Origin of the sequence: Emcibacter nanhaiensis (assembly GCF_006385175.1) — a bacterium.
GTDB classification, from domain to species: Bacteria; Pseudomonadota; Alphaproteobacteria; order Sphingomonadales; family Emcibacteraceae; genus Emcibacter; species Emcibacter nanhaiensis.
The window spans coordinates 115,545-138,608 of record NZ_VFIY01000004.1; the positions used below are offsets into that span (position 1 = coordinate 115,545).

General features: G+C 57.5%; 23 protein-coding genes and 2 tRNA genes. 12 read left to right on the top strand and 13 right to left on the bottom strand.

Annotated features, from left to right (window positions below; all coding sequences use genetic code 11):
• The 3 genes from sseA to FIV46_RS00950 all read right to left on the bottom strand — a co-directional run bounded on the left by sseA (window position 1) and on the right by FIV46_RS00950 (window position 2,242).
• Window positions 1-849 carry a 3-mercaptopyruvate sulfurtransferase gene (gene sseA / locus FIV46_RS00940; protein WP_139937925.1) on the bottom strand — a complete coding sequence of 283 codons (849 nt, stop codon included), beginning with the start codon at window positions 847-849 and terminating at the stop codon, window positions 1-3.
• Window positions 850-886: 37 nt separating this feature from the next.
• Window positions 887-1,885: a cysteine synthase A gene (locus tag FIV46_RS00945; protein WP_139937926.1), complete on the bottom strand. Its 999-nt coding sequence runs from the start codon at window positions 1,883-1,885 to the stop codon at window positions 887-889.
• Window positions 1,886-1,948: 63 nt separating this feature from the next.
• A complete protein-coding gene (locus FIV46_RS00950; protein WP_139937927.1) occupies window positions 1,949-2,242 on the bottom strand; it encodes a hypothetical protein in 294 nt (97 codons plus the stop codon).
• 220 nt (window positions 2,243-2,462) lie between these two features.
• Between FIV46_RS00950 and queF the strand changes: the two genes are divergently transcribed.
• Together queF and FIV46_RS00960 are read left to right on the top strand one after the other, a co-directional pair.
• Window positions 2,463-2,927 (top strand): preQ(1) synthase, encoded by a 465-nt coding sequence (queF, locus tag FIV46_RS00955; protein ID WP_139937928.1) that lies wholly within the window; start codon window positions 2,463-2,465, stop codon window positions 2,925-2,927.
• A 119-nt stretch (window positions 2,928-3,046) separates the two neighbouring features.
• Window positions 3,047-3,508: a MarR family winged helix-turn-helix transcriptional regulator gene (locus tag FIV46_RS00960; RefSeq protein WP_181163001.1), complete on the top strand. Its 462-nt coding sequence runs from the start codon at window positions 3,047-3,049 to the stop codon at window positions 3,506-3,508.
• A 6-nt stretch (window positions 3,509-3,514) separates the two neighbouring features.
• Here the strand turns inward: FIV46_RS00960 and queE are convergent, their stop codons facing one another.
• A complete protein-coding gene (queE, locus tag FIV46_RS00965; protein ID WP_139937930.1) occupies window positions 3,515-4,174 on the bottom strand; it encodes a 7-carboxy-7-deazaguanine synthase in 660 nt (219 codons plus the stop codon).
• A 7-nt stretch (window positions 4,175-4,181) separates the two neighbouring features.
• Window positions 4,182-4,889: a 7-cyano-7-deazaguanine synthase QueC gene (gene queC / locus FIV46_RS00970; RefSeq protein WP_139937931.1), complete on the bottom strand. Its 708-nt coding sequence runs from the start codon at window positions 4,887-4,889 to the stop codon at window positions 4,182-4,184.
• 161 nt (window positions 4,890-5,050) lie between these two features.
• Here queC and FIV46_RS00975 point away from each other — a divergent pair, with 161 nt between their 5' ends.
• Entirely contained in the window at window positions 5,051-5,635 is a 585-nt protein-coding gene (locus FIV46_RS00975; RefSeq protein ID WP_139937932.1) for a DUF2889 domain-containing protein, read from the top strand.
• 3 nt (window positions 5,636-5,638) lie between these two features.
• On the opposite strand, the gene FIV46_RS00980 is transcribed toward FIV46_RS00975, so the two are convergent.
• Both FIV46_RS00980 and FIV46_RS00985 read right to left on the bottom strand, forming a co-directional pair.
• Window positions 5,639-5,827: a DUF4169 family protein gene (locus FIV46_RS00980; protein ID WP_139937933.1), complete on the bottom strand. Its 189-nt coding sequence runs from the start codon at window positions 5,825-5,827 to the stop codon at window positions 5,639-5,641.
• A 109-nt stretch (window positions 5,828-5,936) separates the two neighbouring features.
• Window positions 5,937-6,012: transfer RNA gene (locus FIV46_RS00985), tRNA-Asn, on the bottom strand.
• Between the two features lie 419 nt (window positions 6,013-6,431).
• Here FIV46_RS00985 and FIV46_RS00990 point away from each other — a divergent pair.
• Window positions 6,432-6,845 (top strand): hypothetical protein, encoded by a 414-nt coding sequence (locus tag FIV46_RS00990; RefSeq protein ID WP_139937934.1) that lies wholly within the window; start codon window positions 6,432-6,434, stop codon window positions 6,843-6,845.
• 40 nt (window positions 6,846-6,885) lie between these two features.
• On the opposite strand, the gene FIV46_RS00995 is transcribed toward FIV46_RS00990, so the two are convergent.
• Window positions 6,886-6,959 (bottom strand) — tRNA-Cys (locus tag FIV46_RS00995).
• Between the two features lie 235 nt (window positions 6,960-7,194).
• Here FIV46_RS00995 and FIV46_RS01000 point away from each other — a divergent pair.
• The 5 genes from FIV46_RS01000 (at window position 7,195) to FIV46_RS01020 (ending at window position 13,879) form a co-directional block, all read left to right on the top strand.
• Window positions 7,195-7,848, top strand: a complete 654-nt coding sequence (locus FIV46_RS01000) for a protein-L-isoaspartate O-methyltransferase family protein (protein ID WP_139937935.1) — start codon at window positions 7,195-7,197, stop codon at window positions 7,846-7,848.
• A 195-nt stretch (window positions 7,849-8,043) separates the two neighbouring features.
• Window positions 8,044-9,354, top strand: coding sequence for a TolC family outer membrane protein (locus FIV46_RS01005; RefSeq protein WP_219845814.1), 1,311 nt, complete (start codon window positions 8,044-8,046; stop codon window positions 9,352-9,354).
• A 207-nt stretch (window positions 9,355-9,561) separates the two neighbouring features.
• Window positions 9,562-10,143: a DUF2497 domain-containing protein gene (locus FIV46_RS01010; protein WP_139937937.1), complete on the top strand. Its 582-nt coding sequence runs from the start codon at window positions 9,562-9,564 to the stop codon at window positions 10,141-10,143.
• 145 nt (window positions 10,144-10,288) lie between these two features.
• Window positions 10,289-12,970 carry a valine--tRNA ligase gene (locus tag FIV46_RS01015; RefSeq protein WP_139937938.1) on the top strand — a complete coding sequence of 894 codons (2,682 nt, stop codon included), beginning with the start codon at window positions 10,289-10,291 and terminating at the stop codon, window positions 12,968-12,970.
• 27 nt (window positions 12,971-12,997) lie between these two features.
• Window positions 12,998-13,879, top strand: coding sequence for a DUF3108 domain-containing protein (locus FIV46_RS01020; RefSeq protein ID WP_139937939.1), 882 nt, complete (start codon window positions 12,998-13,000; stop codon window positions 13,877-13,879).
• 4 nt (window positions 13,880-13,883) lie between these two features.
• Here FIV46_RS01020 and FIV46_RS01025 read toward each other — a convergent pair whose 3' ends face one another.
• Window positions 13,884-15,254, bottom strand: a complete 1,371-nt coding sequence (locus FIV46_RS01025; protein WP_139937940.1) for an aminotransferase — start codon at window positions 15,252-15,254, stop codon at window positions 13,884-13,886.
• A gap of 110 nt (window positions 15,255-15,364) precedes the next feature.
• Here FIV46_RS01025 and recO point away from each other — a divergent pair, with 110 nt between their 5' ends.
• The 3 genes from recO to FIV46_RS01040 all read left to right on the top strand — a co-directional run bounded on the left by recO (window position 15,365) and on the right by FIV46_RS01040 (window position 18,968).
• A complete protein-coding gene (recO, locus tag FIV46_RS01030; RefSeq protein ID WP_139937941.1) occupies window positions 15,365-16,093 on the top strand; it encodes a DNA repair protein RecO in 729 nt (242 codons plus the stop codon).
• Window positions 16,094-16,163: 70 nt separating this feature from the next.
• Window positions 16,164-18,395, top strand: coding sequence for a DNA topoisomerase IV subunit A (parC, locus tag FIV46_RS01035; RefSeq protein ID WP_139937942.1), 2,232 nt, complete (start codon window positions 16,164-16,166; stop codon window positions 18,393-18,395).
• Between the two features lie 21 nt (window positions 18,396-18,416).
• Window positions 18,417-18,968 carry a GNAT family N-acetyltransferase gene (locus FIV46_RS01040; protein WP_139937943.1) on the top strand — a complete coding sequence of 184 codons (552 nt, stop codon included), beginning with the start codon at window positions 18,417-18,419 and terminating at the stop codon, window positions 18,966-18,968.
• Between the two features lie 3 nt (window positions 18,969-18,971).
• Here FIV46_RS01040 and FIV46_RS01045 read toward each other — a convergent pair whose 3' ends face one another.
• From FIV46_RS01045 to FIV46_RS01060, 4 genes are all read right to left on the bottom strand, one after another.
• Window positions 18,972-20,543: a TRAP transporter large permease gene (locus FIV46_RS01045; protein WP_139937944.1), complete on the bottom strand. Its 1,572-nt coding sequence runs from the start codon at window positions 20,541-20,543 to the stop codon at window positions 18,972-18,974.
• On the bottom strand, window positions 20,543-21,076 hold the full coding sequence (locus FIV46_RS01050) for a TRAP transporter small permease subunit (protein ID WP_139937945.1): 534 nt from the start codon (window positions 21,074-21,076) through the stop codon (window positions 20,543-20,545). The genes FIV46_RS01045 and FIV46_RS01050 overlap by 1 nt, the downstream gene beginning before the upstream one ends.
• Window positions 21,077-21,096: 20 nt before the next feature.
• Window positions 21,097-22,200 carry a TRAP transporter substrate-binding protein gene (locus FIV46_RS01055; RefSeq protein WP_139937946.1) on the bottom strand — a complete coding sequence of 368 codons (1,104 nt, stop codon included), beginning with the start codon at window positions 22,198-22,200 and terminating at the stop codon, window positions 21,097-21,099.
• Between the two features lie 102 nt (window positions 22,201-22,302).
• The gene (locus tag FIV46_RS01060) at window positions 22,303-23,043 is read right to left on the bottom strand and encodes an arginyltransferase (RefSeq protein ID WP_139937947.1); all 741 of its coding nucleotides are present in this window, start codon (window positions 23,041-23,043) and stop codon (window positions 22,303-22,305) included.
• Between the last annotated feature and the right edge of the window lie 21 nt (window positions 23,044-23,064).

The window sequence follows — 23,064 nt, forward strand, 5'->3', positions numbered from 1 at the left end:
TCAGGCCGGGTGAACCGGCGTATCCGGGTGGGATCCCCATTCGCTCCAGGATCCGTCATAGAGCGCATATTGGTGGTTGCCGATCATGGACAGAGCCAGGCACAAGACCGCCGCTGTGCCGCCAGAGCCACAGGTGGTGACGATGGGCTGGCTGAGGTCGACGCCGGCATCCGCGAAGACCTGCTCCATTTCCTCAGGCGATTTATAGGTGCCGTTCTCATTGAACAGCCGTTCGTAGGGCAGGTTGAGGCTGCCGGGGATATGACCGGATTTCATGCCGGGCCGTGGTTCTTCGGATTCCGCATTGAAGCGGGCGGCGCTGCGGGCGTCCACGACCTGTTCCCGTTTGCTGTTGAGATTTTCCATCATCTGGTCCAGTTCGCGCACCAGAGTGGCGTTGAAGCGGGCGGTGAAATGTCTCGGCCCCGGCACCGGGGGAATGTCTTCGGTCGGCTTGCCTTCGGCCCGCCACTTCTGGAAGCCGCCGTCCAGTACCGCCACATCGCGGTGGCCGAAGGCCTTGAGCATGAACCAGACCCGGGCGGCAGAACGGATGTCGCTGTTGTCATAAACCACGATCCGCATGCCGTCGCCAAGGCCGAGCTTGCGCATCCGGCTCGACATTTTTTCCGGGCTCGGCAGCATGTGCGGGAGGTGACTGTCGGTATCGCAGATTTCTTCCTGATCGAAAAAGACGGCGCCGGGGATATGGGATTCTTCATACTCGGCCTTGCCGTCACGCTCCGCCCAGGGCAAATGCCAGGAGGCGTCCACTACCCGCACATCCGGGGCTTCGAGATGTTGCAGCAGCCAGTCTGTACTTACCAGGGCGTTTTTCTCGTCAATCATGTCAGTTTCCTCGTCAAGTTGCCTCGAGACACTATGCTTACAGCCAGTCGGGGCAGGGCAGTCCCTTTTCCTTCAGGAATTCCGGGTTGAATATTTTGCTCTGATAGCGGGCGCCGTTATCGCAGAGTACGGTTGCGATAGTATGGCCGGGGCCCATCTCCTTTGCAAGCCGGATGGCGGATGCCACATTGATGCCGCTGGAGGAGCCCAGGCACAGCCCCTCATGCTTCAGCAGGTCGAAGATCACTTCCAGGGCCTCCGCATCGGGAATCTGGTAGGCGTCATCCACCTCGATACCTTCCAGGTTGGCGGTGATCCGCCCCTGGCCGATGCCTTCGGTGATGGACGAGCCTTCCGCTTTCAACTCGCCGTGCTTGTAATAATTGAACAGTGCTGCGCCCATGGGATCGGCAAGGACGATCTTGACATCCTTGTTGCGTTCCTTGAGTGCCATGGAAACGCCGCCCAGGGTGCCGCCGCTGCCCACCGCACAGGTAAAGGCGTCTATGGTGCCGTCGGTCTGGTTCCAGATTTCCGGTCCGGTGCCATAATAGTGGGCGTCCCGGTTGGCGGTATTGTCAAACTGGTTGGCCCAGACGGCGCCGTTGGGCGAGGTGGCGGCGATTTCCTCAGCCAGTCGCCCGGAGTATTTCACATAGTTGTTGGGGTCCCGGTAAGGCACGGCGGGCACCAGCCTGAGGTCACAGCCGCACAGTCGCAGCATGTCCTTTTTTTCCTGGGACTGGGTTTCCGGCATGACAATGACGGTCTTATAACCCAAGGCGTTGCCGACCAGGGCAAGTCCAATGCCGGTATTGCCGGCGGTCCCTTCGACGATTGTGCCGCCCGGCTTCAGAAGGCCCTTCTTTTCCGCATCCCGTACAATATAGAGCGCCGCCCGATCCTTGATCGAGCCACCGGGATTCATAAATTCGGCCTTGCCCAGAATGGTGCAGCCGGTTTCTTCAGAGGCTTTCTTCAGTTTGATGAGAGGGGTATTGCCAATAACCCCGACGAAACCGTCTCGGATATCCATAGTTGAACCTTATGCTTTTTTGAATGTCCTATAAATAAGCCCCGGCACCCATCGCCGCAAGGGTTAAGATGCAAGTTTTGCCTGTCCCGCGCCGAGGATGACTTCACGGCGTAAATGGGAAACACCGACCAGGGCGGAAAGTTTTCCGCTCAGGCGTTGCTGGAGATGCTCTTCCACGCCTTCAGTATAGACATCAACGGCAAGCAGGCCGTCAACAAAATGACTGGCTTTTACAAGCTGCGGGCACAGCCCCGCCCGCTCGAAAACCGCAAGGATGCGGGGCAGGGATCCCGGTGTGTTTTCTGCTGTCAGGGAAAAATGGACGGTATGATGGAAACAATTCAGACGCGACGACATGTGCGTTCTCCTGTAAACGAGTGATTTCTTGAAAAATGGCAACGCCCGAACGGGCTTTTCCCGGTTTTACGCGAAAACCGGGCTCATAATTCGGGAAATACACATTCGTTTCAGGCAATAATGTTTCATGGTTTGATCTCTAGGGAAAAGGGAGTCATAAGTCAAAGAATAGTTTTGCGGACTTCGGCGTCCGCTAATTTCTGATTTTGAGGACAAGGAAATGTCAAAAGAAGTCTATCAGGGTCTCTCCCAACTGGGCGGCAGTTCACAACTTCCCGAGAATCCCGACGAGGCCGTTCTGGAAAAGGTGAAAAATCCCCGGCCGGAATCCGCCTATTTCGTGCGCTTTACCTGTCCCGAGTTTACCTCGCTATGCCCGGTCACGGGACAGCCGGATTTTGCCCACCTGGTGATCGACTATGTGCCGGGCGAACTTCTGGTCGAGAGTAAATCACTCAAGCTCTACCTCCATTCCTTCCGCAATCATGCCGGCTTCCACGAGGACTGTACCGTCGGTATTGCGGAACGGCTGGTCGACGAACTGAAGCCGGTGTGGCTGAGAATCGGCGGCTATTGGTATCCGCGCGGCGGCATCCCGATTGACGTGTTTTTCCAGACCGGTGAGCCGCCCGAAGGCGTCTGGATTCCGGACCAGGGCGTCCCGCCCTATCGCGGAAGGGGTTAAAATGTTCGTAGATGCAGGTAATGATTGAAGTTCCCTTTACGTTAAGGTAAAGTTCCCAGAACCGACAGTGTTACAAACAAAATTCCATCTCCACTGTCGACAACAGGATGGTTGGTAGTATGAATCCGAGTACCGAAGAAAAGGCCTTGATCGCGGAGGCCTTAGAAACTTGTGCCTGCCTGGGACTGCGTAAAACCTCGCGCGCAGTAACGAGACGCTTTGATACAATTCTTGATCCGAGTTCGCTCCGATCGACGCAGGTCGTGATCCTGCTGGAACTTGCCCACAACGGCACAATGACGCTGAGCCAGTTGGCGGATGCCATGTTTATGGAAAAGTCGTCCATGTCGAGGATGGTCAAAACCCTGGCGGACCGGGGATATATTTCCATCGAATATTCCGGGGGCAAGAGATATGCCTCCTATACCCTCGAACCGGAAGGGCTTGAGGCGATCCGCAATGTGGTGCCTTACTGGATGAAAGCACAGCAGGAATTCATTGACGCCCTTGGCGAGAATGACTGGAAGGATATCCGCGAGGCTCTGCTTGCCGCCGCCAAGACCATGGCGGGCAAATCCTGATCGCGCCTAGGGAATATCAAGTATTTTATGAGTCTGCAGACTGACGCGCCATTTCGGGTGACGCCGACAGTATTCCACCACTTTTTGTGTATTGGCCAGGCGCGTGGTCTCGGCGTCCGCCCCGATCCCGTCCATCGGCTGCAGGAAAAAATATTCAAAGTCCAGATGAGCCACGTCTTCAGGGGAAATGTCCTTCTGCGGATAGACCAGTTTTAACTCGTGGCCGCTGGTTTGCTCCAGCTTGTCGAGCCTTTTCGGGCTGACACAAATCCAGTCCAGGTCCGCAGGGGCGGGCAGGGTGCCGTTGGTTTCCACCGCCACCTCAAAACCTTTGGCATGAAAGGCTTGTATCAGGGGAGCATCAAGTTGCAGCAACGGCTCGCCGCCGGTACAGACGATGTAGGGGATGCCGCTATCGTCAGCCTCATTGTCCCATAGCGCCCGGGCGGCCAGCGCCAGTTTTTCCGCTGAGGCGAATTTTCCGCCGCCGGGACCGCCGGTGCCGACAAAGTCAGTATCGCAGAAGGTGCATTCCGCCGCTGCCCGGTCTTCCTCGCGCCCGCTCCACAGGTTGCAGCCGGCAAAGCGGCAGAAGACGGCGGCCCGCCCGGCCTGGGCGCCTTCACCCTGCAGCGTGTAAAACAGTTCCTTGACGGTATAGGTCATATTCGGTTTAGTCCTGATAGGCGACCGGGTCAGTGGTGCCGGCTTCGGCAAATCCTTTCAGGCGCAGCTGGCAGGCATCACAATGGCCGCAGGCGCGCCCCTGTTCATCCGGATCATAGCAGCTTATGGTCTGGCTGTAATCAACGCCGAGCGCAAGCCCGGTTTTGACAATCTCCCCCTTGGTCATGTCAATCAGCGGCGTATGGATGGTCAGATGCCGGGCATCCTGGGTGCCGGCCCTGGTGGCCAGGTTGGCCATGACTTCATAGGCCTTGATGAATTCGGGCCGGCAGTCGGGATAGCCGCTGTAATCCATGGCATTGACGCCAATAAAGATATCGTCAGCGCCCAGCACCTCGGCCCAGCCCAGGGCAAAGGACAGGAAGATGGTATTGCGGGCCGGCACATAAGTCACCGGGACATCGGCGCCCATGTCTTCGTGGCTGCGGTCCTTGGGCACCGGAATATCATCGGTCAGGGCGGAGCCGCCGAAAGCCGCCAGGTCGATATTGGCAATCACATGTTTCCTGATGCCCATCGCTTGCGCCACCCGTTTGGCGGCGTCCAGTTCAATGGTATGGCGCTGGCCGTAGCTGAAGCTGAGGCCATAGACTTCATAGCCTTCCTTCTGGGCAATGGCGACACAGGTGGACGAATCCAGCCCGCCACTGAGCAGGACAACAGCTTTTTTCGGTTCCGCAGTTGACTCGGACATTTGATCCTCTTTCCTTAAAAACAGGCCTCACATACCGCAATTTGCTTCAAAGAGCCAGAAAGATTCCGTATATCATCCCTACCGGACTATGCATATCCAGCGTTTGACCGCCCGGGCATGTGCTGAGATAATATCCTAAAGACCAGTATAGAGGATCACCGATGCCACTTTCCAGCCCCGCCCCCCGCAAGCACCTGCATACCAGGACCATCACCTACACCGGCTATGAGCGCGACGACGGGCTGTGGGATATCGAGGGGCATATGACGGACACCAAGACCTATGCCTTTGAAAACCAGTGGCGCGGCGAAATCCAGCCGGGTGAGCCGGTGCACGAAATGTGGGTACGCCTGACCCTGGATGACAATTATGTCATTCAGGATATCGAGGCAGTGACCGACAATAGTCCGTTTGAAATGTGTCCCGCCATTGTTTCCTCCTATAAAAGGCTGATCGGGGTCAGGATCGGCGCCGGCTGGCGCAAACATATCCGCGAGCGAGTTGGCGGGGTGGCGGGCTGCACCCATATCACCGAACTTCTCTATCCGCTCGGCACCGCGGCCATGCAGACCATGACGCCCGGGCTGATGAAAAAGGCGGAAGAGGCAGGGGAAGACCTCACCCGGCCCAGACAGCGTCCGCCGGTACTCAACACCTGCCATGCCTGGGCGACCACGTCACCGGCGGTGAAACAGTTCCTGCCCGATTATTATGAGGGGCCGAAATCTGAAGAGGGGGAAGAGTAGGGGTTATTCTTCTTCGTCGCTGCCGAGCTTGCTCTGGTCCAGCCGCTTGGTCTCAAGCTCGGTGGATTTGCGACCGAATTCCTTTTCCGCTTTGGTGCGGCCGAATTTGACGCGGTTTTCCTCTGCCTGTTTTTCTTTTGCCTTGCGGGCCAATTGTTTTTTGGCCCGGGCAAAGCTGATGACGTTATTCATGCTAAATCCCCTTTTGGGCGCGCACTATAGCACACTAGAGCGGCGGGTCCAGAGGGGACGTGAAGAAAAGAAAAAGGGTCCGGCCTGTTCAGGCGGACCCTTTTGGTATTGGCTCCCCGAGCAGGACTCGAACCTGCGACAAATAGATTAACAGTCTACTGCTCTACCAACTGAGCTATCGGGGATCATGGCAGATGCCGGACTTGCGTGCCGACGGCCACCTTATACAGAGAGAAAAAAGCTCTGCCAACAGAAAAATTCAAAAAAATGCAATCAGAATCACCAGTGCTGGATCAACGGGAGAAACAAGCCGGAGTCGGGTGCGAGTCTCTGGTTTGTCGAGGTTTCGAGAGCGTCGCAAAATGGCATGGTTAAGAATAGTTAACTATAACCGATTGTAAATAAAGACTATATCAGAACGTTGTCAATAATGATTCATAGTCGTTGACGCCGGGCGGCTGGAATGCCTAGACTTTTTACAGTTTTACCGGAATAGTTGTATTTCAAAGAATTAGCTTTTTCGAACATATTTCGGACATTTTTATCACTTAGCTGTGATAAGGCACGAATGTGTTGATGGCTTGATTTAAGGATTTTTTTTGGAATGAATTTAACGTCACCTGACGCTGATCTGGTTCATATTGAGTGGCTTGATCAGAAAATCGGCATTTTACGGGTCTATGAGTCCCCGGTAACGCCAGCCCAGATCGCGAAAGGGATCCCCTATATCTTTTTTACGGTGGTCCAGGTTACGGAGGAAGGGGATGCCCTGTTGAAAGGGGCCCTGGAATTTCCCATGCGGGCGCTGAAACTGATTATCCGTTTTGCCCAGCGGAAAACAAACTGGAACATGCTGCTGTGGGAACGTCCCTCCGTCGGCTATGATGTCTTTCTCAAGATCCGGGAAAACGGCATCGACGGCTGCAAGATGATCAAGAAATTCTATAATTCAACATCCGAAAGCCTGTACGACAGGGAATATGTTTCCGCCGAGCAGACCATGCTGTCCGTCGCCTGAACCGGGACGGCCATTCCATATCTTGCGGAGAGTAGGGGAATGGAGGTGCGGACCGGAATCGAACCGGTGTACACGGATTTGCAATCCGCTGCGTAGCCACTCCGCCACCGCACCAAGGTGTGACGACTTTTATTTCCATTGACCCGTAAAAGCAAGCGCTTTTTACATATGACTGTTTTTGCAGCCCGCCTGGATTTTTTCCTGTTTTTCCGCAGATATGAATGAAATAATGAAACTTGTCGATAAGAATGGTTCTCTTGTCGAGAGAATGTTGTCATTCGCAGCGCAAGACTATATATAGACATCAACAATTCGAAAAACAGGCCAATATTATTTAGGAACGTTTCAAATGACTAATTCAGCCCAGGCCAGAAGCAGCATGATCGAGGGGCAGCTTCGTCCCAACAATATTACGGATGAGCGTGTTATCGAGGCGATTGCTTCGGTGAACCGGGAAAAATTTGTCCCCAAGGCCTATGCTGGCGTCGCTTATGTGGATGAAGACATCCGCGTTGCTGAAGGGCGTTATCTGATGGAGCCGATGGTCTTTGCCCGCCTGTTGAGCGAAGCCCACGTCAAGCCGACCGACCTGGCGCTGGATATCGCTTGTGGCACCGGGTACTCCTCCGCCATTCTTGGACGCCTGGCCGAGGCCGTGGTTGCCCTTGAGGAAGATGAGGATCTGGTCAACTCTGCAACGGCGGTCCTGGCTGAGGAAGCCTGTGACAATGTGGCGGTCGTCAAGGGTGACGTTACCGCTGGACTGGCCAAACAGGGCCCCTATGATCTGATTTTTATCAACGGCATGGTTGATGAAATTCCGGAGGCGATCCTCGATCAGCTGTCTGAAGAGGGACGGGTTGTTTGCGTGCTTAATGATCGTGGCGTCGGGAAAGCCTGTCTGGTGACGTATAAGGACAAGGTGCGCGGCGTGCGCATCCTTTTTGATGCCGCGATACCGCCGTTGGCGGCATTTGCAAAGAAAGCCGAATTCAGTTTCTGAAGCTGAATTCTGCCTCCATTATTGTGCACGGGGACAATTTATTGATTGAGCACAATAATTTATCAATGTTTATGGGGTAGTGAGGGGCGTGCATTACTTTTGGGAAAGGGGATGGAAGTCCCTATACACCAGGGAAAGAATAATATGAAAAAATCGTTATGCGGAGTCGCAGTATCTGCCCTTACCTGTCTGGGGATGTCCGTTTCGGCGAATTCCGAGACACTTGATGAAGTACTGGCCCAGGCCTATATGAGCAACCCGACACTGGAGGCGCAACGGGCGTCACTTCGGGCCACGGACGAAAATATCAACCAGGCCCGGTCCGGCTGGTTGCCCAATATCACTGCCAACGGCAGTGTATCCTATCAGGATACGCAGACCGACAGCCTGTTCGGTCGGAGTGGAACAATTTATCCCAAATCTGCCAGCATTACCCTGCAGCAGAATCTCTTCACCGGCTTCCAGACCGTCAATACTACCAAGCAGGCCCGTAAGGAAGTGGAAGCGGCCCGCCAGAGCCTGCTGGACACCGAGCAGTCGGTCCTGCTGCAGGCTGTTTCAGCTTATGTGGATGTGAAGCGCGACGAGGCCGTGCTTGAACTGACTAAAAATAACGTCAAGGTTCTGCAGCGTCAGCTCGAGGCTAGCGAGGACCGGTTCCGGGTCGGGGAGATTACCCGAACTGATGTGGCCCAGTCCAAGGCCCGCCTGTCCGGCGCCATCACGGAGCGGATTCAGGCGGAAGCTAACCTGACCGCCAGCCGGTCCGCCTTTATGCGGGTGGTCGGCGACGCGCCGGCAACGCTGGAGGAAATTGAGGGCCTGCCGGCAATGCCGGCGTCCGAGGATGCCGCCCTGGATATGGCCCTGCGCTATTCGCCGACCCTGAATTCCGCCAAATATGTGGAAGAGGCCGCGAAATATAACGTGAAAAGCCAGTATGGCGGCCTGAGCCCGAGAGTAAGCCTGGAGGCAAGTTATGCCAAGTCATGGGATGCCAGCACCGTGACCACCAATGTGACGTCCAAGGAAGTGGTCGCCCGCATGACGGTTCCGCTGTACCAGAGCGGCGCCCAGTCTTCCCGTATCCGTCAGGCCAAACAGCTGGAAAGTCAGCGTCGCCTTGAAGTCATCGCGGCGGAGCGCCAGGTGCGGGAGAATGTACAAAATGCCTGGGAAGGGTATCGCGAAGCTTCAGCCCGCATTGAATCCACCCGCTCCCAGGTGGAAGCCAACGAGATTGCCCTTGAAGGTGTTCGCCAGGAAGCAGAAGTGGGCTCCCGTACCACACTGGACGTTCTGGATGCCGAACAGGAGCTGCTGACCTCTCGTGTCGAGAATGTCCGCTCCCGCCGCGACCAGATCGTTGCCGCCTTTACGCTGCTGCAGGCTATGGGCAAGCTGACGGCGCAGGATCTTCAGCTGGAAGCGGCCTATTATGACTCCCGCAAGAATACCGATCGTGTGGACGGTAAGCTGTACGGATTTGGCTCTGGGGAAGAATAAGCGGGTGCAGGCCCGGTAAATGATTAAAATCGCTGTCGACGGGCCGATATTCCCCGCCGACGGCTTTTTTGTATAAAGAGGGGTGAAAAAACCTTGATAATCGGCCATAATTCAATAAAGGTGTACTGTTAAAAGGAAAACTGACACCCTAGAGCGGGCAAATGGGGAGCACCGGACGGCTCCAGAATCTAGTGAGACGATAAAAAAATGAGCGAAACGGACGGCCAAGAAGAACCAAGTATGGAGGAAATCCTTGCTTCGATTCGCCGAATTATTTCGGAGGACGAGGAAGAGGAAAAACCGGCGGAAGAGGCTGCTGCCGAACCGGAACCTGAGCCGGAACCTGAACCTGAGCCGGAGCCGGAACCGGAACCCGAAGAAGAGGTCCTGGAACTTACCGAGCTTGTGGAAGAGGAGCCCGAGGATATCGAACTGGAAATCGATGACGAGTTCGAGGCCGAATTCGAACCCGAGCCCGAGCCTGAACCCGAGCCTGAACCCGAGCCTGAACCGGTTGCTGCCGCTATGGATATTGATGACGTTGACCCGGCAGCGGGAGGCGACGTCCTTATGTCCGAAGAGCCGTCGCTCGAGGCCATGGAACAGTTCAGCCAGCTGTCCGCCCTTCTGACCACTGGATATGAAGGTTCCGGGAACACCCTGGAAGACTTGGTGCGCGAGCTGTTGAAGCCGATGTTGAGGGTCTGGCTGGACGACAATCTGCCGCCCATTGTTGAACGGATGGTGGCCAAGGAAATCGCGCGGCTGGCCCGGACCAAGAAACCCTGAACAAAAGCACCATGATAGGGGTGGATTTTTAGAGTAAGGCCGACTATTTTAGCCGCGGTCAGAAAGGCAGAAGGGCCCATGAGGCTCTTCTCTTTTTTTTCGCCGCCCATTGATAAAAGACAAAAGACGATACGGAAGACCCGATATGCTGGAAAAAACCTTCGATTTTTCAACAGCGGAAAAAAGAATTTATGACGCCTGGGAAGACAGCGGCGCCTTTCAGGGCGGCCGCCCGGAGCGCGCGGATGCAGAACCCTATACCATTGTGTTGCCGCCGCCGAACGTGACCGGCAGCCTGCATATCGGCCATGCCCTGAACCATACCCTGCAGGACATCCTGATCCGGTTTGAACGTATGCGTGGCAAGGACGCCCTGTGGCAGCCGGGCATGGACCATGCCGGCATTGCCACACAGATGGTGGTTGAGCGCCAACTGGATGCGGAAGGCATCTCCCGCCACGACCTGGGCCGGGAAAAATTCATCGAGCGGATCTGGCAGTGGAAGGAAGAATCCGGCGGCATGATCTTTAACCAGATGCGCCGTCTGGGGCAGTCCTGCGACTGGAGCCGCCAGCGTTTTACCATGGATGAAGGCTTCCATGATGCGGTACTCAAGGTTTTTGTCGAGCTGTATCGCGACGGCCTGATCTATAAGGACAAGCGTCTGGTGAACTGGGATCCGAAACTGCGCACGGCCATTTCCGACCTGGAGGTGGAACAGAAAGAGGTCAACGGTCACTATTGGCATTTCAAATATCCGGTCGACGGGGAAGAGGGACGCTATCTGACCGTCGCCACCACCCGTCCGGAAACCATGCTGGGCGATGTGGCGGTGGCCGTTCATCCCGACGACGAGCGCTATCAGGACCTGATCGGCAAGACCCTGACCCTGCCGCTGGTCGGCCGCAAGCTGATTGTGGTCGCCGACGAGCATGCGGACCCGGAAAAAGGCTCCGGCGCGGTGAAAATTACCCCGGCCCATGACTTTGACGACAATGCGGTCGGCAAGCGCCATGACCTGGAAGAGATCAACATCTTTGATGACCTGGCCCGGATCAACGATAATGCCCCCGAGAAATACCGCGGCCTGGACCGTTTTGAAGCCCGCAAGCTGATTGTGGCGGACATGGATGCACTCGGCCTGCTGGACAAGGTCGAGGATACCGTCCATATGGTGCCCTACGGCGACCGCAGCGGCGTGGTCATTGAACCCTGGCTCACTGACCAGTGGTATGTGAATGCCGGCGAGTTGGCCAAGGACGCGCTTGCCGCCGTCGAGGATGGCCGCACCAGTTTTATCCCGAAAAACTGGGAAAAAACCTATTTCGAATGGATGCGCAATATCGAACCCTGGTGTGTGTCCCGCCAGTTGTGGTGGGGCCACCAGATTCCGGCCTGGTACGGTCCGGATGGTGAGATCTTCGTCGCCCATGACGAGGCAGAAGCCCAGGCCGCGGCGGAAAAGCATTACGGTGAAAAGGTAGAGCTGACCCGGGATCCGGACGTATTGGACACCTGGTTTTCCTCTGCGCTCTGGCCGTTCGGCACCCTCGGCTGGCCCGATGACAATGACCCGTTTTTGCAGCGGCATTATCCGACCAATGTTTTGATCACCGCCTTCGATATCATTTTCTTCTGGGTCGCCCGGATGATGATGGACGGCCTGCATTTCATGAAGGATGAGGACGGCAAGCCCAAGGTGCCGTTCCACACTGTCTATGTTCACGCTCTGGTCCGCGATGAGCATGGCGCAAAAATGTCCAAGTCCAAGGGCAACGTGATTGATCCGCTCGAGCTTGTCGACGAATATGGGGCCGACGCCCTGCGCTTTACCCTGGCGGCCATGGAGGCCCAGGGCCGCGACATCAAGCTGGCGGACAAGCGCGTCGAAGGTTACCGCAACTTTGGCACCAAACTGTGGAACGCGGCCCGTTTCTGTGAAATGAACGAGTGCTTTGGCAAGGGCGAGTTCGACCCGGCCTCTGCCGCCCAGACCGTTAACAAATGGATTGTCGGGGAGGCGGTCAAGGCCGCCGAGCAGGTTACGAAATCGCTGGAGTCCTTCCGCTACAATGACGCGGCGGCGGCGATCTATCACTTTACCTGGGGCACCTTCTGCGACTGGTATATCGAGCTGGTGAAACCGATCTTCCAGGGTGAGGACCAGGATGCCGCCGACGAATGCCGGCGCTGTGCCGCCTGGGTCATCGACCAGATCCTGAAGCTGCTGCACCCGTTCAAGCCGTTCATCACCGAAGAGCTGTGGCAGAGCCTGAGTGACAAGCGGGAAACCTCCCTGATCCTGGCCGACTGGCCGGAGCTCCCGACAAGCCTGATTGATGACGCCGCCAGCGAGGAAATGAACTGGGCGATCCGGGTGATTTCAGACATCCGCACTGCGAGGGCGGAAATGAATGTGCCGGCCGGGGCCAAAATCGATATGCTGATCGGCGGCGCCAGCGCAGAGTCGCTCAAGGCGCTGGACACCCACAAGGACGTGATTGCCCGTTTGGCGCGCCTGGAGAATATCGCAGAGCACAGCGGCGAGGCACCGAAAGGGGCTGTCCAGGTGGTGATCGGTGAGGCGACCATCTTCCTGCCGCTCGCCGAGGTGATCGATATTGCTTCGGAAAAGGCCCGTTTGCAGAAGAACCTGGACAAGCTCAGCAAAGAGCTTGGCGGTATTCGCGGACGCCTGAACAACCAGGGCTTCTTGGCCAAGGCGCCGGAGCATGTGGTCGCCGAAGCAAAGCAGCAGCTGGCGGACGGTGAAGTCCAGGCTGAGAAAATCCAGGCGGCGCTGGATCGTCTTGCCTCCATGGATTAAGATGATCGCCTCTATGGCGGGGGAAGCATGCGGGGACTCGTGATCCTTTTTCTGATCCTGTTGTGCGGCAGTCCGGCGACTGCCGCTGACAGCTCTGTGGTCATCAAGGCCAAATACAAGCTTTACCTGGCAGGCTTTGTACTGCTCGATCTGGATACACAATTGCGCCTGCAGCCCAACTCCTATGGCGTGAAAAGCTATTACCATACCAAGGGGATCGCCCGGCTGTTCAGCAACGCCGAAAATACCTCGCTAACCATCGGCGCCATCGACGGGGAGGGCGTCCTCATGCCCCGGCTTTACGAAAGCAAGGGGCACTGGGATGACGAGGTTTACCTCAACCGCATGACCTATGACCGGGACAGCGGCCTGGTCATGCGTCACGATCAGGAAATGAGCGGCGATGACGATTATGAATATTTCCCGGTGCCGGACGAGCAGAAAAAGGCGCCGGACCCGCTGTCCTATGTGGTCGGTTTGTTGGAAAACAGCGCGGAAGCGTTGCGGGTCTCCGGCCCGGAATCGGACTGGACCGGCACAGAGGTTTTCGGTGGCTTTTTCCTGATCAATTACCTGCATCGCTGTCCGCGGATCGAGGAGCGCGGGAAGAGCTCCCACTCGGTCTTTTCGGGGGAGGCGGTCTATTGTGAATTCCGCACCCGGCTGGTGGCCGGCGATACGCTGCCCAGGGACGAGAAGAAGCGTAAAGAGTTTCTGGAAAAGCGGGAAAAACGCCGGGCGGAAGCGAAAAAGAAAAAGCCCGATCCGCTGAAAATCTGGTTTGGCCATGTGGACGGCGTGCCGGTCATGGTGCCGGTCTATTCCGAGTTCAAAATGTCGATCGGCAAAGCGCATCTCTACCTGCATGAGATATCCGTGGAAGAGATGGGCGTGACGGCAACAAAGTAGTGCTCTACAGGGAGCCCTGCCGTTTCAAATCTTCCAGGGCACCGTCCAGGCTTTTGCCAAGCTTGTCGACCAGTTCGTCGATTTCCGCCTCGCTGATGACCAGCGGCGGGCAGATGGCGATCACATCGCCGAGGTTGCGCAGGATCAGGCCGTTGTCCACGCAGGCCGCAATAACCTTGGCCCCCGCGGTTCCCGCCGGATCGAAAAAGCTTTTAGTTTCTTTGTCTTTAGCCAGATGCAGCCCGGCGATCATACCGGTGCCGCGCACCTCGCCGACCAACGGGTGGTCGGAAAAATGCTGCAGTTTTTGCTGCAGGTAGCTGCCCATTTTTGCTGCATATGCGAACACATTGTCGCGTTCATAAATTTCCAGCACTTTCAGCGCCACCGCACAGCTTACCGGATGGCCGCTGTAGGTGAAACCGTGACCGAACACGCCATGCTCGGCCGTGGCGTCGATCATGGCCTGATACATGCTTTCCGGGATGGCGACGGCGCTGAGCGGCATATAGGCGCTGGTCAGGGCCTTGGCCATGCTCATGGTGTCGGGCCGAAAGTCAAAGGTTTCGCAGCCAAAGGCATTGCCGGTACGGCCGAAGCCGCAAATCACTTCGTCATCGATCAGGAAGATGTCGTATTTATCCAGCAGGGCGCGCAGTTTCGGGAAATAGCCTTCAGGCGGCAGAATCACACCGCCGGCGCCCATGATAGGCTCGGCGATAAAGGCGGCGATGGTGTCCGGGCCTTCCCGCTGGATCAGCTCATCCAGATTTTCCAGGATCCGGTTGGTGAAATCCTCTTCCGTTTCCTCGTCCATCGCGTCCCGGAAATAAAAGGGGGAATCGGTGTGCAGGAAGCCGTCGAGCGGCAGGTCGAACAGCGCATGGTTGACGGGAATGCCGGTCAGGCTGCCGCTGGCGAGCGTCACCCCGTGATAGGCGAGGTGGCGGCTGATGATCTTTTTCTTGTCCGGCCTGCCGATGGCATTGAAATAGTAGCGCATCAGCTTGACCTGGGTATCATTGGCGTCGGAACCGGACACCCCGAAAAAGATCCGGCTGTCGTCCATCGGCAGCATCTGCTCCAGTTTTTCCGCCAGCCTGATGCCCGCTTCATGGCTCTTGCCGGAAAACATATGGGCGAATCCCATGGTGCGCATGGCCTCGGCCGCGGTTTCGGCAATTTCCCCGTTGCCGTAGCCCAGTGAGGTACACCACAGCCCGGCCATGCCCTCGAGGTATTGCTTGCCCTTGTCGTCCCATTGGTAGACGCCTTTGCCCCGGGCCATGATCTGCGGGCCGTTTTCCTCCATCAGCTTGAAATTGCTGGTCGGCGGGACGATGGGATAGTGGTTATGCAGGGATTTCTGGGACATGGATGGGCCTCCGTTAGCTGATGCCGGATCATATCATATTGAAAGGAGTTCCAATAGTCTTGGCAAGCCCGATACAACAGGATAAGGATGAAGGAGAGAAAGGACCCTGAATGGACTGGCGGGACGAAGGCATCATTTTATCACTCAGGAAGCATGGCGAATTCGACGCCATCATCGAGGTGCTGACACGCGGTCACGGTCGTCATGGCGGGCTGGTCAAGGGCGGCATGGGCCGGCGCCAGCGCGGCTCGCTGCAGCCCGGCAATGAAGTGGAGGTCCACTGGCGCGGCCGGCTGGAAAGCCATCTCGGCACCTATCAGGCGGAACTGCTGCAGTCCCGCTCGGCCGCGCTGCTGCATCAGCCGCAGAAACTGGCGGTGCTCAATGCGGTCACCGCCTTGCTCAGCACCTGCCTGCCGGAGCGGGAGGAGCATGAACCGCTGCTTGACGGCCTGATCGCCCTGCTGGATGTGCTGGAGGAGGGGAGCGGCGAGGTCACCGACTGGGGCCCCTTGCTGGTGCGCTGGGAGCTGGGTCTGCTGGGGGAACTGGGATTCGGCCTCGACCTCAGCCAGTGCGCCGCCACAGGCGATACCGAAGACCTGGTCTACGTCTCGCCCAAGTCGGGCCGGGCGGTCTCCCGCGCCGCAGGCCGGCCCTATCACGACAAGATGCTTGCCCTGCCACCGTTTCTGCGTGGCAATGGCCGGGAGGTGACAGCGGAGGATGTGCGCGACGGCCTGCACCTCACCGAATTTTTTCTCGAACGTCACATGCTCAGCCCCCACAACCGCAAAATACCCCAGGCCCGGCACATGCTGATGGACTATATTCTGTAAAATCGCGGAAAAATAATCCTGACCTGCAACATCTTGTGGCACCCGGAAAAATAATTGATATAGTCATCCCATGAGTACATTGCCTGAAGACATTATCCTTGACGCGCCGCTCGGTGATACCCTGGGCGATCGCTATTTATCCTACGCCCTTTCCACCATTATGGCCCGTTCGCTGCCGGATGTGCGCGACGGCCTGAAGCCGGTGCATCGCCGCCTGCTGTACGCCATGCGGCTGCTGAAACTGGACCCGAATACGGGCTTCAAGAAATGCGCCCGTGTGGTCGGTGACGTGATCGGTAAATACCATCCGCACGGCGACCAGGCGGTTTATGACGCCATGGTGCGCCTGGCCCAGGAATTTGCCGTGCGCTATCCCATGGTCGACGGCCAGGGCAACTTCGGCAACATTGACGGCGATAATGCCGCCGCCATGCGATATACTGAGGCCCGGCTGACCGAAGTGGCCATTGCCCTGATGGAAGGGCTGGACCAGGATACGGTTGATTTCCGCGAGACTTATGACGGGGAAGACAAGGAACCGGTGGTGATGCCGGCCAACTTCCCGAACCTGCTGGCCAATGGCGCCACCGGTATCGCCGTCGGCATGGCGACCAGCATTCCGCCCCATAATGTGTCGGAACTCTGCGATGCGCTGCTGCATTTGATCAAGTTCCCCAATGCCTCGATCCGCAAGCTGGTGGATTTTGTCCCGGGGCCGGATTTCCCGACCGGCGGCGTGATTGTCGAGCCGGTGGAAAATATCGTCCAGGCCTATGAGACCGGCCGCGGCGGCTTCCGCCTGCGGGCCCGCTGGGAAGTGGAAGAGGGCAGCCGCGGCGCCTATAACATCGTGGTCACCGAAATTCCCTACCAGGTGCAGAAATCCAAGCTGATCGAGAAGATCGCCGACCTGATTCACGACCGCAAGCTGCCGATCCTGGCCGACGTGCGCGACGAAAGCTCCGACGATATCCGCATCGTGCTGGAGCCGAAAAGCCGCACCGTGGAGGCCGACGTGCTGATGGAAAGCCTGTTCCGGCTGACCGAACTGGAAGTGCGCTTCTCCCTTAATATGAATGTGCTCGACAAGGGCACATCGCCGCGGGTGATGAACCTGCGCGAGGTGCTGCAGGCCTTCCTCGATCACCGTCAGGAAGTGCTGCAGCGCGGGTCCCGCTACCGGCTCGACAAGATCGAGCATCGCCTGGAAATTCTCGGCGGTTACCTGGTGGCCTACCTCAACCTGGATGAAGTGATCCGCATCATCCGCGAAGAGGACGAACCCAAGCAGGAGCTGATGAGAACCTTCAGCCTGACCGAGGTTCAGGCGGAAGCCATCCTCAACATGCGGCTGCGCAGTCTGCGCAAACTGGAGGAGATGGAAATCCGCCGTGAATATGCCGAACTTGAGGAAGAAAAGGCGGAGCTCGAGGAACTGCTTGCCAGCGAGGAAAAACAGTGGCTCGCCATTGCCGACGGTGTGCGCGGCATCAAGGCCCGGTTCGGCAACAAGACCGAGCTCGGCCAGCGCCGCAGCGATTTCGCCGATGCGCCGACCGCGGAAATCATCCCGATCGAGGCCATGATCGAAAAAGAACCCATCACCGTGATCTGTTCCGACAAGGGCTGGATCCGGGCCATGAAGGGCCATGTCGCCGTCGACGACAGCATTAAGTACAAGGAAGGCGACAAGGCCAAATTCGGCTTCCACGCCTATACCACCGACAAGATCCTGCTGTTCGCCAGCAACGGCCGTTTCTATACCCTGGGCGCAGACAAGCTGCCCGGCGGGCGCGGGCACGGCGAGCCGGTACGGCTGATGATTGACCTCGGCAATGACGAGGAGATCGTTTCCCTGCTGCCCTACAAGGCCGGGAGCAAGCTGATTCTTGCCACCCACGCCGGGCGCGGCTTCATGACCGACGCCGACAATGTGGTGGCCAGCACCAAGAACGGCAAGCAGATCCTCAATGTGGAAGACGGCAAGAACAAGCCGCACAGCGTCATTCAGGTCGAGGAAGGCCAGGATACGGTAGCGATCATCGGCCGTAACCGCAAGCTGCTGATTTTCCCGCTGGAGGAAATGGCGGAAATGAACCGGGGCCGCGGCGCCATCATCCAGAAATACAAGGATGCGACGCTCAGCGATATCATCTGTTTCAAGCTGGAAGAGGGCTTAAGCTGGGAGATGAAGGGCGGCAAGACCCGGACCGAAACCGACCTTACTCCCTGGCTGGGCAAGCGCGGCCAGGTGGGTCGCATGCCGCCGCACGGTTTCCCGCAGAACAACCGCTTCAAGTAAGACAAGGGCAGGGGTGGTCTGATGATTCGCATAATTCCACCCCGTCCGCTCAAAAAAGGTGCGCTGGTGCATCTCTATCCACCGGGACCGCATCTGCGGCCAGCCTGGCAGGAATTCATCCGCGACAACAAGGACTATCATGCGCCCTGGATCTACCATTCCCAAGATCCGCGCTATTTCGACGAATATCTCAAGCGGATTGCCCAAGGGCGGGTGCTGGGCTTTTTTATCGTCCGCAACGACGATGAAAAGCTGGTGGGGATCGTCAACCTCAACAATATCCTGATGGGCGCGGTGCGTGGCGCCTCACTCGGTTACTACGGCTCCCGGGAAGGGGCCGGCAAGGGCTATATGTCCGAAGGACTGAAGCTGGTGCTTGAATTTGCCGTCGATAAAGTGGGCCTGCACCGGATCGAGGCCAATATCCAGCCCGACAATGAAGCCTCGCTGCGTCTGGTCCGCAAGCTTGGTTTTCGCAAGGAAGGGTTTTCACCGGAGTACTTGCAGATCGGCGGTGAATGGCGCGATCACGAGCGCTGGGCCATTCTGGAGAAGGAAGTCAGGGCTTTCTGAGCGTTACCCGAATATTACCGTCGGCAGCCAGGTGGTCAGTTCAGGCCAGTTCCACAGGATCACCAGTGCCAGAATCTGGATCATCACATAGGGGATCACGCCCTTGTAGATATCGGTGGTCTTGACCTCCGGCGGGGTGACGCCGCGCAGGTAGAACAGGGCAAAGCCGAACGGCGGGGTCAGGAAGCTGGTCTGCAGGTTCATGGCCATCATGATGCCGAGCCAGATCGGATTGATATCCATCATCAGCAGCACCGGTGCGACGATGGGCACCACCACAAAGGTGATCTCGATAAAGTCGAGGAAGAAGCCGAGCAGGAACATCACCAGCATCACCAGGATCAGCGCCCCAAGCTTGCCGCCCGGCAGGTCGGTCAGAAACTCATGGATATAATCGTCGCCGTAAAAGCCCTTGAACACCAGCGAGAACAGGGCGGCGCCGATCAGGATCACAAACACCATGGAGCTGATCCGGGTAGTGGACTGCATTACTTCCTGCAGGATCTGCTGGCCGTGGGCCCGCATCAGGCTGACCACAATGCCCCAGACCACCAAGCCGCACAGCAGCCCGGCCAGCATGATGGCGATCTTATCGCCGGCACCGGCGCCGTCGCGCCCCATGCGCAGGTCGAACAGCTGCGCCATGATCAGCAGCACGACCAGAGCGAAGGTGGCGGCATAGACCGGCCGGGCGTTGGCCGGATCAATCCGGTAGCCGGCCATCAGGATGGCGCCGACGGCACCGACGGCAGCCGCTTCGGTCGGGGTGGCGATTCCGGCGAGGATCGAGCCCAACACGGCAATGATCAGCAGGATCGGCGGCAGGAAAGCGGCCATCAGCCGTCCGAACGACAGGCGGTTATGGTTGTGTGCGGAATCTTCCACCGGCGGTGCTGCCGTGGGGTGGAGGATCGAGACGATAAACTGATAGATGATATAGAGCAGCACCAGTCCCAGCCCCGGGATCAGGGCGCCGGCGAACAGGTCGCCGACCGACAGCGGTTCCGGAGACCAGTTGCCCATTTCCAGCTGGGCCGACTGCCAGGCGGAGGACAGCTGGTCGCCCAGCAGTACCAGGACGATGCTGGGCGGAATGATCTGGCCCAGGGTACCGGCGGCGGCGATCGATCCGCTGGCCAGCGCCGGGCTGTAGCCGCGCTTCAACATGGTCGGCAGGCTGAGGAGGCCCATGGTCACCACGGTGGCGCCGACAATGCCGGTGCTGGCGGCAAGCAGGGCGCCGACAATAGTCACGGAAATACCGAGACCGCCGCGCACCCGGCCCATCAGCTGGCCCATGCTTTCCAGGAGTTCCTCGGCAATCTTGCTGCGTTCCAGCATCACCCCCATGAAGACAAACAAGGGGACCGCGAGCAGCGTGTCATTGGTCATGGTGCCGTAGATCCGTTCCGGGATCAGGCCGATAAAGTCCGGGTCGAATTCGCCGGTGACGAGACCGATGGCGGTAAACAGCAGCGCCGTGCCGCCGAGGGTGAAAGCGACCGGGTATCCCGCCAGCAGAAAGCCGCAGGCGGTGACAAACATCAGCAGGCAGAGCAGGGCGGCCGGATCCATCACACGCCCTCCGGTTTTTCTTCAGAGAGATGTTCGGCGCCCCTGATAATGCGCAGGCTGTGCAGGACCAGGCTCAGGCCCTGCAGCAGGATGAAGAAGACAAATGCCAGAATCAGGCTTTTCAGCAGATAGACCGCCTGGATGCCGCTGGCTTCGATACTGCCTTCCATCGCGGCCCAGCTGTCGGCGATGAACGGCCAGCTGAACCAGCCGATCACACCGGAAACCGGCAGCAGGAAAAACAGGGTGCCGAGCAGGTTGATCCAGGCCTTGGTTTTTTCACTGAAGTTGCCGTAGAAGACGTCGACGCGCACATGGCCGTTATGTTTCAGGGTGTAGCCGGCCGCACCCAGGAAGATCAGGCTGTGCAGGTAGAGCAGGCTCTCCTGCATGAAAATGCTGCCGTCCCGGAAGATATAGAATCCGATGACGATGGCGAACTGAACCAGCACCAATAGAAGAGTAGCCCAGGCGAGCAGTCGTCCGAGCTTCTCGTTAACAAGATCTATGAAACCGGTAATTTTCTCTATCATTACCGAGAGTTATAGCGGATTTAAATTTTTTCGCCATAGTTTTCGGGCAGGCGCCGGGCGGCGGCATAGGGTTCGTCGGCGATTTCCGCCCAGTCCATGCAGTTTTTCCGGGTTTCCATATAGCTGTTATAGATCCGGCGCGACAACTCGTCGGTTTCACCCACTTCCCGGACCACATCGCTGGCCACTTCCGCCAGCCTTTTCATGATTTCGGGGGAGAATTGCCTTAGTTGGACGCCGTGTTTATCCACCAGCGTCCGGAGGGCGATGATATTCTGGGCGTTATATTCGGCCACCGACTTCTGATGGTTGTCGCCGGCGACGGCAGTGATGATGGCCTGCTGGCTCTTGCTTAAGGATTCCCAGACTTCCTTGTTGAAGCCGGCGGCCACATTGGCGGCCGGTTCGTGGAACACGGAGGTATAGTAATAGGGGGCGATTTTATAGAAACCGAACGCCAGGTCGTTCCAGGGACCGACCCATTCAGAGGCATCGATGTTGCCCTGGCTCAGGGCCAGGAAAATCTCGCCGCCGGACTTGGTGACCGGGGTGGCGCCAAGCCGTTTCAGGATTTCCCCGCCCATGCCGGGAATACGCATGCGCAGGCCCTTGAAGTCCTCGAGGCTGTTAATTTCCTTTTTGAACCAGCCGCCCATCTGCATACTGGTGTTGCCGCACAGCAGGGGCTTGACATTGAACTGGCCGGACAATTCGTCCCACAGCTCCTGCCCACCGCCAAAGTACAGCCATTGCACCACCTCGAACGGGGTCAGGCCGAAGGGCACGGCGCCAAAGAAGGAAAAGGCCTTGTGCTTGCCCTGCCAGTAATAATCGACGCCATGATAGATATCCGCTTTGCCGCCGGACACCGCATCAAAGGCGCCGAGCGCCGGAACCAGTTCGCCGGCGGCATAGACCTTGATCTTGATGTCGCCGTCGGTGGCGGCTTCCACGTCTTTCGCAAACTGTACGGCCCGGGTGCCGACGCCGGGGAAGTTTTTCGGCCAGGTGGTGACCATTTTCAACCGGCGCTTGCCGGCTGCGTAGGCCGGGGCGGCGAGAGTGCCGGCAGCGACACCAACGGAGCCAAGAGCGGAGGTTTTCAGGAATTTACGGCGTTCCATGAGTTGATCCCTATCTGATTATTATTGCCTGTTTCGAGCAGTATAAATGGCCTGACTGCAAAGACAATAGTGCAGCTTAAGATTGACAAAAAAGTGACGGGATCAGCGTTTTCGGGTCCAGCCGCTGGGGCCGAGCAGCTCAAGGGGAGTAAAATTTTGCTTGTAGGCCATTTTCGGGCTGTTTTTCACCCAGTAGCCGAGATAGATGTAGCCGAGGAAATGTTCCCGCGCCAGGGCGATATGGCTCAGGATAGCGAAGGTGCCAAGGCTCCGTTTGTGCAGTGCTTCATCTATTTCGAAGAAACTGTAGACCATGCTCAGGCCGTCCTGGAGTTCATCGGTAAGGGCGACGCCGATAAGCTGTCCTTTTTTGTGCGGATCATCTGACGGCAGGCGATATTCCACCAGGTGCGTGTTGATGGGACTGCTTTCCACCATGTCCTGATATTCGGCAAAAGACATTTCCGCCATGCCGCCTTCCGGATGGCGTGCTTTGAGGTAACGCTTGAGCAGTCCGTACTGTTCGTCGGTCACCCGGTTGGGAATAACCGATACCTTGATGTCGTTATTTGCCTTGAGGATGCGTTTCTGGGTCCTGGTCGGGCTGAATTCGCCAACCGGAATGCGAACGGAGATGCAGCGGCTGCAGCCCTCGCAGGTGGGACGATAGACAATATCCTGACTGCGGCGGAAACCGACCTGGGTCAGGGAGTCATGCAGTCCTTCCGGATTGTCGTTGTTAAGTTCCGTGAATACCTTGCGCTCCATCAGGTCGGGCAGATAGGGGCAGGGTGACTCAGCGGTCACATAAAATCGCGGAAATTGTGATGACTGGTCTGTCATGTTGTTTCTTTCAGTACTTCT

What these genes read in the sequence shown, in the direction of transcription:
- sseA (WP_139937925.1), bottom strand. Translation starts at nt 849, where the DNA reads ATGATTGACGAGAAAAACGCCCTGGTAAGTACAGACTGGCTGCTGCAA.
- FIV46_RS00945 (WP_139937926.1), bottom strand. Translation starts at nt 1,885, where the DNA reads ATGGATATCCGAGACGGTTTCGTCGGGGTTATTGGCAATACCCCTCTC.
- FIV46_RS00950 (WP_139937927.1), bottom strand. Translation starts at nt 2,242, where the DNA reads ATGTCGTCGCGTCTGAATTGTTTCCATCATACCGTCCATTTTTCCCTG.
- queF (WP_139937928.1), top strand. Translation starts at nt 2,463, where the DNA reads ATGTCAAAAGAAGTCTATCAGGGTCTCTCCCAACTGGGCGGCAGTTCA.
- FIV46_RS00960 (WP_181163001.1), top strand. Translation starts at nt 3,047, where the DNA reads ATGAATCCGAGTACCGAAGAAAAGGCCTTGATCGCGGAGGCCTTAGAA.
- queE (WP_139937930.1), bottom strand. Translation starts at nt 4,174, where the DNA reads ATGACCTATACCGTCAAGGAACTGTTTTACACGCTGCAGGGTGAAGGC.
- queC (WP_139937931.1), bottom strand. Translation starts at nt 4,889, where the DNA reads ATGTCCGAGTCAACTGCGGAACCGAAAAAAGCTGTTGTCCTGCTCAGT.
- FIV46_RS00975 (WP_139937932.1), top strand. Translation starts at nt 5,051, where the DNA reads ATGCCACTTTCCAGCCCCGCCCCCCGCAAGCACCTGCATACCAGGACC.
- FIV46_RS00980 (WP_139937933.1), bottom strand. Translation starts at nt 5,827, where the DNA reads ATGAATAACGTCATCAGCTTTGCCCGGGCCAAAAAACAATTGGCCCGC.
- FIV46_RS00990 (WP_139937934.1), top strand. Translation starts at nt 6,432, where the DNA reads ATGAATTTAACGTCACCTGACGCTGATCTGGTTCATATTGAGTGGCTT.
- FIV46_RS01000 (WP_139937935.1), top strand. Translation starts at nt 7,195, where the DNA reads ATGACTAATTCAGCCCAGGCCAGAAGCAGCATGATCGAGGGGCAGCTT.
- FIV46_RS01005 (WP_219845814.1), top strand. Translation starts at nt 8,044, where the DNA reads ATGTCCGTTTCGGCGAATTCCGAGACACTTGATGAAGTACTGGCCCAG.
- FIV46_RS01010 (WP_139937937.1), top strand. Translation starts at nt 9,562, where the DNA reads ATGAGCGAAACGGACGGCCAAGAAGAACCAAGTATGGAGGAAATCCTT.
- FIV46_RS01015 (WP_139937938.1), top strand. Translation starts at nt 10,289, where the DNA reads ATGCTGGAAAAAACCTTCGATTTTTCAACAGCGGAAAAAAGAATTTAT.
- FIV46_RS01020 (WP_139937939.1), top strand. Translation starts at nt 12,998, where the DNA reads ATGCGGGGACTCGTGATCCTTTTTCTGATCCTGTTGTGCGGCAGTCCG.
- FIV46_RS01025 (WP_139937940.1), bottom strand. Translation starts at nt 15,254, where the DNA reads ATGTCCCAGAAATCCCTGCATAACCACTATCCCATCGTCCCGCCGACC.
- recO (WP_139937941.1), top strand. Translation starts at nt 15,365, where the DNA reads ATGGACTGGCGGGACGAAGGCATCATTTTATCACTCAGGAAGCATGGC.
- parC (WP_139937942.1), top strand. Translation starts at nt 16,164, where the DNA reads ATGAGTACATTGCCTGAAGACATTATCCTTGACGCGCCGCTCGGTGAT.
- FIV46_RS01040 (WP_139937943.1), top strand. Translation starts at nt 18,417, where the DNA reads ATGATTCGCATAATTCCACCCCGTCCGCTCAAAAAAGGTGCGCTGGTG.
- FIV46_RS01045 (WP_139937944.1), bottom strand. Translation starts at nt 20,543, where the DNA reads ATGGATCCGGCCGCCCTGCTCTGCCTGCTGATGTTTGTCACCGCCTGC.
- FIV46_RS01050 (WP_139937945.1), bottom strand. Translation starts at nt 21,076, where the DNA reads ATGATAGAGAAAATTACCGGTTTCATAGATCTTGTTAACGAGAAGCTC.
- FIV46_RS01055 (WP_139937946.1), bottom strand. Translation starts at nt 22,200, where the DNA reads ATGGAACGCCGTAAATTCCTGAAAACCTCCGCTCTTGGCTCCGTTGGT.
- FIV46_RS01060 (WP_139937947.1), bottom strand. Translation starts at nt 23,043, where the DNA reads ATGACAGACCAGTCATCACAATTTCCGCGATTTTATGTGACCGCTGAG.